The sequence below is a fragment of the Spirosoma sp. genome (genome assembly GCF_048594605.1).
Taxonomy (GTDB): Bacteria; Bacteroidota; Bacteroidia; order Cytophagales; family Spirosomataceae; genus Spirosoma.
In genome coordinates, this window is record NZ_JBMDWV010000057.1 from 1 (window position 1) to 11,010 (window position 11,010).

Annotated in this window: 12 protein-coding genes; all 12 read right to left on the reverse strand. The window is 49.7% G+C overall.

The window, feature by feature from the left end; genetic code table 11:
- Nucleotides 1-310 (reverse strand): 6-phosphofructokinase (locus tag ACOJS8_RS03190; RefSeq protein ID WP_420147083.1); only part of this gene is annotated, 310 nt, incomplete at its 3' end.
- Between the two features lie 239 nt (nucleotides 311-549).
- Nucleotides 550-1,305 carry a glycosyltransferase family 2 protein gene (locus tag ACOJS8_RS03195; protein ID WP_420147084.1) on the reverse strand — a complete coding sequence of 252 codons (756 nt, stop codon included), beginning with the start codon at nucleotides 1,303-1,305 and terminating at the stop codon, nucleotides 550-552.
- A gap of 76 nt (nucleotides 1,306-1,381) precedes the next feature.
- Complete coding sequence (locus tag ACOJS8_RS03200) at nucleotides 1,382-2,674, reverse strand: glycosyltransferase family 4 protein (protein ID WP_420147085.1); 1,293 nt, start codon at nucleotides 2,672-2,674, stop codon at nucleotides 1,382-1,384.
- The gene (locus ACOJS8_RS03205) at nucleotides 2,671-3,633 is read right to left on the reverse strand and encodes a hypothetical protein (protein WP_420147086.1); all 963 of its coding nucleotides are present in this window, start codon (nucleotides 3,631-3,633) and stop codon (nucleotides 2,671-2,673) included. Before ACOJS8_RS03205 ends, ACOJS8_RS03200 begins: the two co-directional genes overlap by 4 nt.
- 102 nt (nucleotides 3,634-3,735) lie before the next feature.
- Nucleotides 3,736-4,542 (reverse strand): FkbM family methyltransferase, encoded by an 807-nt coding sequence (locus ACOJS8_RS03210; RefSeq protein WP_420147087.1) that lies wholly within the window; start codon nucleotides 4,540-4,542, stop codon nucleotides 3,736-3,738.
- 44 nt (nucleotides 4,543-4,586) lie between these two features.
- Nucleotides 4,587-6,092: a lipopolysaccharide biosynthesis protein gene (locus tag ACOJS8_RS03215; RefSeq protein WP_420147088.1), complete on the reverse strand. Its 1,506-nt coding sequence runs from the start codon at nucleotides 6,090-6,092 to the stop codon at nucleotides 4,587-4,589.
- 77 nt (nucleotides 6,093-6,169) lie between these two features.
- The gene (gene pseI, locus ACOJS8_RS03220; RefSeq protein ID WP_420147089.1) at nucleotides 6,170-7,234 is read right to left on the reverse strand and encodes a pseudaminic acid synthase; all 1,065 of its coding nucleotides are present in this window, start codon (nucleotides 7,232-7,234) and stop codon (nucleotides 6,170-6,172) included.
- A gap of 46 nt (nucleotides 7,235-7,280) precedes the next feature.
- Entirely contained in the window at nucleotides 7,281-7,766 is a 486-nt protein-coding gene (locus tag ACOJS8_RS03225; RefSeq protein WP_420147090.1) for a GNAT family N-acetyltransferase, read from the reverse strand.
- 24 nt (nucleotides 7,767-7,790) lie between these two features.
- Nucleotides 7,791-8,822: a UDP-2,4-diacetamido-2,4,6-trideoxy-beta-L-altropyranose hydrolase gene (gene pseG / locus ACOJS8_RS03230; protein WP_420147091.1), complete on the reverse strand. Its 1,032-nt coding sequence runs from the start codon at nucleotides 8,820-8,822 to the stop codon at nucleotides 7,791-7,793.
- A gap of 55 nt (nucleotides 8,823-8,877) precedes the next feature.
- Complete coding sequence (pseF, locus tag ACOJS8_RS03235) at nucleotides 8,878-9,567, reverse strand: pseudaminic acid cytidylyltransferase (protein WP_420147092.1); 690 nt, start codon at nucleotides 9,565-9,567, stop codon at nucleotides 8,878-8,880.
- Entirely contained in the window at nucleotides 9,567-10,217 is a 651-nt protein-coding gene (locus tag ACOJS8_RS03240) for a pseudaminic acid biosynthesis-associated methylase (RefSeq protein ID WP_420147093.1), read from the reverse strand. Before ACOJS8_RS03240 ends, pseF begins: the two co-directional genes overlap by 1 nt.
- A 13-nt stretch (nucleotides 10,218-10,230) precedes the next feature.
- On the reverse strand, nucleotides 10,231-10,896 hold the full coding sequence (locus ACOJS8_RS03245; protein ID WP_420147094.1) for a TylF/MycF/NovP-related O-methyltransferase: 666 nt from the start codon (nucleotides 10,894-10,896) through the stop codon (nucleotides 10,231-10,233).
- Between the last annotated feature and the right edge of the window lie 114 nt (nucleotides 10,897-11,010).

Genomic DNA, 11,010 nt, shown 5'->3' on the forward strand with positions numbered 1-11,010 from the left:
CATTCCCGCCAATAGCGACTAAACCTTCTATTTCGAACTTCTTAAGCTGCTCGTGCGCTTTTGCCCGGCCTTCGGGCGTCATAAATTCTTTACTGCGGGCCGATTTCAGAATAGTGCCTCCACGCTGCACAATATTGCTTACTGAGTGTGAAGACATCTGAAAAATATCGCCATTTATCATTCCGCTGTACCCCCGGCGGATACCGAACACTTCAACGCCGTGATAGACCGCGCCCCGGACAACCGCCCGAATGCACGCGTTCATCCCCGGCGCGTCGCCACCCGAAGTAAAAACAGCTATTCGTTTCATAGGTTAGTTTTGTTTTTTAGGAAATTCCACAAAAAGGTCGAAGGGTACCGTAATAAACCCCGCAAATTTATCCGCATTTCCCAATCAAATGATATACATCTGGGAATTATCCCATTGTTTTCACACAAATTTCACAAAAGAATTTTAAGTGTACTTTTATATATTTATAATTGTATTATATCGTTATTTGTCGGAAAAATAAAAATATAATATTGACTTTCAGTGATAATAGCAAATAATCATTGTTTGTTGAATTGTCTGGCTCTTACAAAAATCCTGAAGTGGTTACGTAAGGTTGTGAATAAACCAAAATGTGTAACTAGAACTTTGAACCGATCCACGAGCGATTGGCGGTGCTGCTGGATGGATAAACCACCCATCAGGTAGTTACATAAAACAAAGGGTAACCGTTCTATCTGTCTGGCTGCTTTCAGACAACGAATTTCCCAGTCGATGTCGGCACTTAAGTTATCGACTAGGTAATCAGGGGCTATCGAGCGTTTTGGTACAAATGCCTGATGGCACACTTTCATACCAAGCGCCATATCATGCCAGGTCAACTGTTTCGGCAACGTGTGGGGCGTAACTTCACTACGTAATCCAACCGGAACTACCTTTCCATCATTCTCTTCCCGCACAAACAGCGCGTCGCTGTAATACACATCAGCCTGTGTGGTCGCTATTCGATCCAACAGATTCGCTAACGTATTGGCGTCGTGCAGCTCATCACCCGCGTTCATAAACCAGACGTACTGGCCTGTTGCCAGATGCATTCCTTTGTTCATGGCGTCGTATAAGCCTTTGTCGGGCTCCGAAATCCAGCGGGTAACGTAACGTTGATAGCGTTCTACAATATTCAGCGTCCCATCTGCGGAGGCTCCATCAACGATAATGTACTCATAATCCGTTGCCTGCTGCGCCACAACACTCTGAATCGTGCGCTCCAGAAACCGCTCGGCGTTGTACGTGACGGTGATGATAGAGACGGTTGGCATGGGGTTGAATGATCAATGATTGAGTGATTGAATTGTTGAATGGACTAACGCGAATTTTATTCAACAATTCAATCACTCAATCATTCAACAATTGGTTATATAATTCAATATGCTGTTTGGCAATTACGTCCTCCGAAAAACGATTTTCGGCAGATTCCCGTGCGTTTTGACGTAGTAGGTTCGGGTTTGGGTGCGTCAGTAAAAAAGCGAGTCCGTCGGCGAGTTGCTGGGCTGAGTGGATGTCGGCCAGGTAGCCATTTTGCTCATGGTCAATCATTTCCGGGATGCCACCCGTTCGGAAACCGACAACTGGCGTACCGCAGGCCATCGACTCGATCACCGTATTCGGCAGGTTGTCTTCCAGCGAAGGTACCACCATGATGTCGGCTGCGTTGTAAGCCGCTACAATGTCGTCCGTTGAGGTTAAAATACCGAGGTGGCGTATCGGGTACGGCAGTTCATTGAACAGGTACGACCGGCCCTTGCCAAACACCAGAATTTCGGGATTTAAATTAGGGTGCTGCTGGCTCAGCAGCATAAGCGCTTCAGCAAAATAACGGAAGCCTTTACGCGTATCCGTTACGTTCGCACTGCCAAACAAAATCCGGGGCCGATCCGTATTGGGTAACTCGAAACAGGCGTTGGCTTCACTACGTTCGATGGCTCGAAAAACGGTTTGATCGATGGCGTACGGAATCACCGTAAACGGAAAATCGCGGAGCAAAGCGCTACGTTGCGCTTCATTGGCTAACCAACGGCTCGGCGGTGTAAAATGAATTTTCGCGTTTCGGAAAACGTCTTTTTTCTGCTCAAAAACACGGTACGATAAATCCTGCGCATCGGGCTTTTTCAAATACGGACATTGATTGCAATGCGTCAGAAAATGAGCACAGCCGCGCGAGTAATGACAACCGCCTGTAAACGCCCACTGATCGTGCAGCGTCCAGACAACAGGTTTGCCCAGGTTGAACAGCGAACGTAAGCTATTGAGCGACAGAAAACCGAAATTAATCCAGTGCAAATGCAGTACGTCGGCCTGCTGAATGGCGGGATGGAAATCAAGATTAGCCCCAAATCGGGCGGGCGAAAACTGGAACCGAACCGATGCGTCGCGCTCGTGCGGCAAAAAATAGAGCCGCTCGGCCACGAATCGCCCGAATGCTGTTTGTTCGGCCAGAAAATTATTCGCCAGATACGTAACGCCCGGCGCCGATCGATGGGGTTCCAGTCGTTTCGCTGTGCCGACCAGCATCGTACTTTCGACGGCGGTTTTCGTCCAGATCTGTTTTTGAAGCGCCCGATGCAGTCGATTAGCCGCCACAGCGGCCCCGCCGAACAAATGGTACGTACTTAAATGCGTGACTCTCACCGACCGAAGAGTTTATCGAATTTCTTGACTACTTCGGGCCAGAAACCCAGCCCAAGCACGCGCCCCCAAACTCGTCTGCGCGAGTAGGCTTCCATTTCGGCAAAAATCGGGTCCGAAAACCGCGCTTTTGCTTTTTGGGTCAGAATGAGCGCAAAACCGTGTTGTTTCAACGTAGTGGCAAATACCCAGCCTAGCAGCAGATTACGCTGGGTCAACATAGCGTCGCTGGCAAACTGATTCATATACGTCATTTCGCCCCAGACAGCGCTGTTTTTGAGCGAAAAAAGCACGAACTTCTTCACCAATGCATTACTCGTAAAACTATCCAGCAGAGCGGGCGTAATCCGGGGCGACCCTTTTGGAATCAGTTCAGCGAGCCAGTGACTCCCAGTTTCTTCCATGTACTGCAACACCGTGTAAAGCTTATCTTCGCCCTCATAAATCGACGTAATGCCGGGTTCAAACTCAGCCGTCAGCACTTGCCTGGTACGTTCTTTGCCGAGATTCTGGAATAGTCGCAAATCGGTTCCCTGCGAATCGGTTTTGAACCAGTCGACCTGCTTGATTTTTAGGCTGTCGAGCGTTGAGCGTAGGCTCCGCGTTTTAAGCTGAACCACTTTCGTCAGTTCGAATTTGGGCGCAAACGCATATTCCTGAATCCAATCCGGGCGGGGACGTAGCAAACTCGAACAGTGGGGCGATGCCGTCAAATGAAACGCCGACGTATCAGTTGCCGACTCCGTTCCCGTAACTATATGGTTGAATGTATACAGCTTACGAAAATGACTGGACTCACTTTCGACGTAGCCAAAATCGCGGTCGTCGGCGTCGAAAGCAATGCAAACGGCATATTTGGCAAACGGTTTCCAGCGTGCGTGTAATTCGCCCGAAGCACCCACGTCCACCAGTACAGGAGGTTCGGTCTGAAACTCAGGGCGGGAAAGAATTTTGTCGATCATTCAATGTTGGGTTTTCTGTTTGCAGTTTACAGGTTTCTGTTGCGCAAAGCGGTCACGTAGCAACCTGCTCCAAACAGAAAACTATAAACTGCAAATAGAAAACTAGTTTCTATACGCAAAGATATTCAATTGCAGGTCCATGCTGTCGTTGCCTTTGTACCGATGGTTGACCAACGGCGCGTGGCGGTACTGGCTCGTGTTGATGTAGTATCGAAACCCGCTTTCTTCCAGCACCTTCACTACGTCGGCCAGGGTTTGCGGATGATCGAGGTAAGCATGAAACTCGACAAACATATTCTGCACGTGCGCCAGCGCATCGCGGCAATCGAGCAATACGTCGGTCTCGGCGCCTTCGATGTCCATCTTAAGCATGTCGATGCGTGTCTCGCGAAGGAGCTGATCACGTAGCCTTACAGAAGGCACCAGCTTGCGGTCGGTTTCCGAAAAAATAGATGCCGAATCGGCTTGGTCACTACCAAACCAGATGCCTTTATCATCCGTCCAGACCGCTTTTGTAATGATCTCTACGTTCGAAATCTGGCTCTGTTTCAGATTGTTCTGCAATATATCGCTAATGTGTTCATCGGCTTCAAAGGCCACGATACGTGCATTCGGATACGTTTGCCGGAAAAACGCTACGCTCGTGCCGATGTTAGCGCCACAATCGAAAATAATGGGTGTTGCCTGCGTCGTGTAAAACCGATAAAACTCATCAACAAAAATCTCCCGAAACTGCCAGATAAACGACAGCGCATCCGGCACTCGAAACTGATACCGACCGAACGTGACGTCAACGGCCTGATTACGTGGCCGATTTCCGTAACGTAGCGCCAGTCCTAATAACCGACGGCCTTCTTCCGAACGTAAAAGCCGGGCGGTTTCGGTAAATAAAAAGCGAAAAACCCACATAGAGTTTGAGTTATGACACAGAGATTTTCTCTGTGTCATAACCTTTAATTATTAAAAAAACGTTTTCTCAATCCCGCTACGGTCTGATTCACCTCCGGCGATAATTTTAACCCAATCATCAATCCGCCAAACAACGTAGTAATCAGTGCCGACCGCCAGGCAATATCCAGAAAAAAACGCCATTTCTCGGCAGCAGAATCTGGATAAGGCACTTGAACGGCAATCCACCAGACCGCCAGTCCGATCAGCACAATCGCTACGTTCCGCCAGGTAAACGGCTGCATTTTGAACGCAAAACCGACAAACAACGTCCGGGCGAGGTTGTACAGCAACGTAGCAAGCGCCCCGCCCATCGCGGCTCCGTTGATACCAAAACGTGGAATCAGGTAATAATTGGCTGCGATGGTAATGAATGTCAGGGCTACGAAAAACAGCGAATCATAAACGTAGTAGCGCGACGTATTCAGAATGATTCCGTTGATACCCGTCGCCATGTCGATCAGTTTACCCAGACCAAGCCACAAAATAACGTAGTAACCCGCTTCGTAACCCGCCGGTAAAAATCGGAATACGTTCGGCAAATTGGCCGCTACGCCCACGAATACCAGACAACCCGCAATTAACTGATTCAGACAACTTTTGCTGTAAATTTTTCGAATATTTTCGAGATCGTTACTCTTCCACGATTCGGCAATCAATGTACCGGAAACCTTATACAGTGCCGTAGCGGGAACGGCAATCACCGTAGCAAAATTGGCTGCAATACTATACACTCCTGTTGCCGACAAGCCCAGCTCTTTCGCGTTGTTAATCATCACTTTATCAATCGTCAGGATGATTTGTGAGGATAGAGCCGTCGTCAGCGTCAGGGCCGCGTACCGCGTCAGATCCCGGCGCAGTTCAGGACTCATTGATAGAAACTGGCGGCTGAGAAACAGCGCTTTATCCCGAAAAACGCTGAAAACCATCAGGATCATTTGCAGAAAAAACGCCAGCAGCCACAAGCCCAGAAACTGCGGAAACGTAACCCAGCCCAGCCAGTACGTTACGCCCGCCAGCAAGATCAACAGCCGCTGCACAAACTGCTGAAGCAACGTACCCGTAACGGGATCGTAAAGCAGCCGGGCATAGTTATCGAAAACAGTAAAATACACCGTAAACAGCGTCAGCGGAATCAGCAGATAATAATACTCGACAAACAACGGGGATTGCGCCTGATTCTGCTCGATGATCCACGGCCGGGCGAGCCAGAGCCCCAGTACACACAGGCCAAAGCCAGCTAACGTAGTGAGGCTGGTCATCAACAGATAGCCGTTGTGCTGGCGTTCGGTATCACGGAAATACGGAAAATAGCGTCCCCCTGCGCCATTAGTGCCTAGATTGGAGAGTTGAGAAAGTACCTGTGCCAGCGAAATGAGCAAACTCAGCAGACCGACTTGCGCCTTACTGAACAGGTTCGGGAATAAAATCCCCTGCGTCAGAAAGCCCACAGCCACACCCGCATAGGTGTACACCGAACTCTGTATGGTTTGTCGCTTGATGATACCCATGAGATGTGTGATGTATAATGTATGATATAGGATGTATGATTAATGAATCCTGCTAGTCATACACCATATATCCTATATCATACATCAATTAGATTCCAGTCCAGTGCCGTTCCGGCAGCAATGTCCTGTGTGGCGGTTTTGCCGATGACGTCTTCGTAGTAACGGGTGTGCAGGCCATTGGCCGGGCGGATGCTACGTACCGTTTCGGGCGTGAACATATCGCCCGCTTTCATGGATTGTACGACGTAGAGCGACCGCTTGAATTGCAGACTTTTTTCTTCCTTCGGCGTCAGCGTGTAATTGACTTGCCCCATGGCCAGATGTGCCCGTTCGGTTTCAATGACGAGGTTTTTGAGTTCGTCGGGTTCGAGCGAGAAAGCGGAATCAACGCCACCATCGGCCCGACGTAGCGTTACGTGTTTTTCCAGAACGACCGCCCCTAAGGCCACAGCCGCTACAGCCGCACCAATGCCCATCGTGTGATCCGACAAACCAACCGGTACGTCGAACAACTGCCGCATGTGCGGAATCGTGAGCAGGTTGGTGCTTTCGGGCGTGGCCGGATACGTGCTGGTGCATTTCAGCAGAATCAAATCTTTGCAGCCGTTGCTTCGTAGCACGTTTACCGATTCGTCCAGATCAGCTACCGACGCTACGCCTGTGCTCATGATAACGGGCTTACCCGTCTGCGCCACTTTTTTGAGCAGAATATGATCGGTATTCTCGAACGACGCGATCTTGTAAAGCGGTACGTTCAGCGACTCCAGAAAATCGACGGCAGACGTATCGAACGGCGAGCTAAACGCAATCATACCACGCTTCTGGGCGTGTTCAAAAATCGGTTTGTGCCACTCCCAGGGCGTGTAGGCTTCCTGGTACAGTTTATACAGATTTTTGTCGGCCCAGAGCGACTTCGTATCCCGAATATAAAACTCTTCCGATGCGCCGTTGAACGTAATGGTATCGGGTGTGTAGGTCTGGAGTTTGAGCGCGTGCGCACCCGCATCGGCCACGGCATCCACAATTTCCAGCGCCCGGTCGAGCGACTGGTTATGATTGCCCGACATTTCGGCGATAACAAACGGACGGTGCGCCGGGCTTATGGTAAATTGAGCAACCTGAATCGGTTGAGTATGAATCATAAGGAAACAAACCTCTTTGATAGCCGAAACACGTTGTCAGGTGGTTTCAGTTCGACAAGGTTTTTAGGTACAACAGGCTACTAGCCTGCCCAAAATTACCGCTTTCGGTCGATAATCTGAAACCGGCCCGTTCGAAGGCTCGCCCCGACGCCTGATTTTCGGGTTTTATGTAGGCATGAACCGTTACGTCGCCCCAATTTTCAGCACAAACTGCGCAACCCTGTTCAATGAGCTGATGCGCCAGTCCTTTTCCCCGTTCCTGCGCATCGACCGACAGGCTGATGATAATTTCGTCGGGCATATCGGCTACAGGTTTTCGCTCGAAACGGACCTGCCCAACGGGTTTGCCAGTTTCATTTTCAAACACGATCATCAACGTATTGCCGTCTGCCAGTTTTTGCGTAAACCAGGCAACATGCGTTTCCAGCGAGATTGGTGCAGAGTTGAACGACTGTCGCCGGGTATCGGGATCGTTGGTCCACTCGAAATAAAGCTGTGCATCGGTAAGTTGAGCAAGGCGATGGGTTAGCATGATCGAAAAGATTTATCGAACGAATCAGGCAGTCAATTCCTGAAAAATATGGCGTAGCCGCTCCGGCGAACGACCGTCAAAAAAACGACGCTGATTCGCCACCGTTTCGGCTGCATTTTCGGGCGAAAAGAAAAACGACTGAATCGACAGACGTAACAGTTTATCCAGCGCAATGACTGGAATCGAACGGGTTAAAAGCGTCGGAAAGTTGACCGACAGCGCCAGCTTTTCTTCAGAAAGAAACTGCGCCAGTTGTGTCTGATTATCGGCCGTAACGATCGCAATCAATGGGCGATTTACGGCACAGACTTCATATGCAATTGTGCTACAGGCCGTAATCGCCAGACTGCAATTCTGCAGTTCGTCGACCATTTGGACCGCACTCAGATTTTGCAGAATCGTTAGGTTCGGAAGCTGGCTTTTGAAGGCTTCAACAGATTCACGATTCGGATGAAACGGCCCTAAAACAATGCGTACCGGCAACGTAGCGTCGGCCTGCCGAATGGCTTCCAGAACAGTTAGAGACGTATTTTGATGGTCGGAACCTCCCAAACTGACAAAAATTGGACCGTCGGATGGAGAATGGCCGTATCCTTCCGGACGTAGAAAATCAGAACGTAGCAGCGCGTAGTGTGGCCCTAAACAAAGCTTCGTGTAGGCAGCCGTATCGTAATTCGTTTCGGAAAGCCCGCCCGCATGATTGATCACGACGTCGGCCACCTGATGCCCTTTCACCAGATCATCAATAAACACCAGTTTTCTGACGCGCGCCCGGACCGCCCGCTGAAACGTTTCGTCGAACGAATAGCCATCCAGCACAACAATGTCTTCATGGTGAATATCGCCCCAAAAAACGGCTTTGTCAGCCGAATCCGGTAGCGGAACAACCGTTACGCCAGCCGATTCAATTAGTGAGTGAACGGCGGGAGTTGGATCCGTAATGGCAAACCGCATCGAAAAATCAGCTTTCAGGATGTCAGCCAGCGCCAGGCAACGCATAACGTGACCCATGCCGATCTGGGCATTACCATCAGCGCGAAAAAGTAGACGATTCATGGGTTAAGGATGAATGTAGAACGAATAATGTAAAATGGATAATACCCTAAGCGGATTATTGTTCATTATTCATTCTGAATTTCAGTTCGGCGACTTGCCAATCTTCCTCATTATCAATATCGTGAGCGGCCATTTCAGAAATGACGATGCCACCGGAGTTATCGGTGATCAGGCGGTGGCTTTTCTGGAATGCCGCTACGTTCACGAAATAAAATTGCCCGGCATCGTGATAGGCAGGTTCGAGATCCTGCGAGCGGGTTAGCGCATGTTCGGGCTGAACCCACTGCACGGTAGCATCGCGAAGAAAAACGGCTCGCTGAATAGGAAAGCCAAACCGCTGAACGGGATAAACCGTGTCGAACTCCCGGTCTGACAACGTAGCAAAAGCCTCTTTCAGCAAATCGGGCGTAACGAACGGAGCGGTAGGGTAGAGGCAGCAAGCGTACTCAAAAACATGATGCTGTTGCTCATACTGACGTAGCACTTCGGTCAATACATCGGCGGTGGTGGCGAAATCATCGGCAGCTTTGGCGCTACGTAGAAAAGGCACAGAAGCACCGTACTGACGCGCTACGTTGGCAATTTCGGCGTCATCAGTCGAGACCATTACGTCCGCAAATAAGCCCGATTGCAAAGCGGCCTCAATGCCATAAGCGATAATTGGTTTGCCCAGAAATAACCGGATATTTTTCCGGGGAATTCGTTTGCTGCCGCCCCGCGCCGTAATGATCGCTACGTTGCTCATCAGGCTGTTTTTTCGAGCAGATACATATAATCGACGTTTCCGCTTTCACTGGCATTGACGTACGGATACAACTCCTGTTTGACGAGACGTAGCGACGGATGCCGTTGCTGAAACAGGGCCGCGTAATCCGCTTTCCAGAGAAACCCTTCGTTGCCCCGGTACGGAATCGCTTTCAACTCAGGACTGTAATACTCAAATCCCCAAATGTACCGACGGCTGCAACGTACCATTTCGTCCATGATTTTCGGCAGATCGTCGGGGGCGATGTGGATAAGTACGCCATTTGTGCACACTACGTCGAAAAAACCATCGCGAAACGGCAGTTCAAAACCCGACCCCTGAATGATGTTAATATTCTGCGTGGTTTGCTTCGCTTTTTCGACAGCATACGGCTGAAGTTCAACGCCGTACAGATTCGTAAAGCTGGCGTCCTGCAAGCCACGCAATTGCATTCCGGTGTTGCAGCCCACTTCCAGAATCCGCGTGTCAGGCGACCAGTCGGCCGAAAAACGGGCGTTCATTTCGGACTTGGTAATACCCCAGTTCTGGACGTAAAAATCGTCCCATTCTTCACGGTCGCGGGTGTTACGGTCGGTATATTGCTGGCCAAAATCGCCAGACCAGAAGCTTTCCTGTTCGGTTTGTTTCATTGGATAAAGTGGGTCAGGATTTTACAATGTAGCAGGGTGTTACGGCAAACGGCAATCGTTTCACGATTGCGTTTTTACCGTCCAGAAATTCTTCAACGGCGGCATTCGCACCCGGAAATACGTTGGCATAATCGTCGAGCATAATGACCCCGCCCGGCACCACCCGGTCGTACAAATGATCCAGCACGGCTTTGGTTGGTTCATACACGTCGACGTCGATATTGAGCAGACTGATACGTAGTTCGGGGTGCTTTTCCAGATAGGCCGGAATCGTCTGGCGGACATCCCCCTGCACCAGATCAACATTCTGACCAACACCTTTGTGATTCAATACGGTCGTAAGTTGCTCGACGCTAATGCCTTCCTCGCCCGAGTCGCTGATGAATTTCTCGCGCCATTTCTGATCGGCTGAAAAATCGGTTTCCGGAAAACGGCCAAATGCGTCGAAGCCAATAATTTTTTTCGCGGTTGGATTGCTCATCAATTGCCGGAACGTAGCAAACCGAATCAGCGACGCGCCTTTGAAAACGCCACATTCTACAATAGCGCCGGGAATATCGAGCGTCAGTTTGTATAACTCATAATGCGCCATCACTTTGGCCATCCGGTTCACATCCGAAGCCCAGTAGTAATTATTTTCGTATTCGAACGAGCGCGAAAAATCAGGTAATTGAATCATAGGGTTATCTTCAACAGTGGTGTGGGGTTTTTGAACACCACAAAATTTTATACAATATAAGAGTCTGGGTTTGGGAACCGACACCACAGTAAAACACCAAACATAAAAAAAAAT

Coding starts and splice junctions, on each gene's coding strand:
- ACOJS8_RS03195 (WP_420147084.1), bottom strand. CDS start 1,305: ATGCCAACCGTCTCTATCATCACCGTCACGTACAACGCCGAGCGGTTT.
- pseF (WP_420147092.1), bottom strand. CDS start 9,567: ATGAGCAACGTAGCGATCATTACGGCGCGGGGCGGCAGCAAACGAATT.
- ACOJS8_RS03215 (WP_420147088.1), bottom strand. CDS start 6,092: ATGGGTATCATCAAGCGACAAACCATACAGAGTTCGGTGTACACCTAT.
- pseI (WP_420147089.1), bottom strand. CDS start 7,234: ATGATTCATACTCAACCGATTCAGGTTGCTCAATTTACCATAAGCCCG.
- pseG (WP_420147091.1), bottom strand. CDS start 8,822: ATGAATCGTCTACTTTTTCGCGCTGATGGTAATGCCCAGATCGGCATG.
- ACOJS8_RS03240 (WP_420147093.1), bottom strand. CDS start 10,217: ATGAAACAAACCGAACAGGAAAGCTTCTGGTCTGGCGATTTTGGCCAG.
- ACOJS8_RS03205 (WP_420147086.1), bottom strand. CDS start 3,633: ATGATCGACAAAATTCTTTCCCGCCCTGAGTTTCAGACCGAACCTCCT.
- ACOJS8_RS03210 (WP_420147087.1), bottom strand. CDS start 4,542: ATGTGGGTTTTTCGCTTTTTATTTACCGAAACCGCCCGGCTTTTACGT.
- ACOJS8_RS03225 (WP_420147090.1), bottom strand. CDS start 7,766: ATGCTAACCCATCGCCTTGCTCAACTTACCGATGCACAGCTTTATTTC.
- ACOJS8_RS03245 (WP_420147094.1), bottom strand. CDS start 10,896: ATGATTCAATTACCTGATTTTTCGCGCTCGTTCGAATACGAAAATAAT.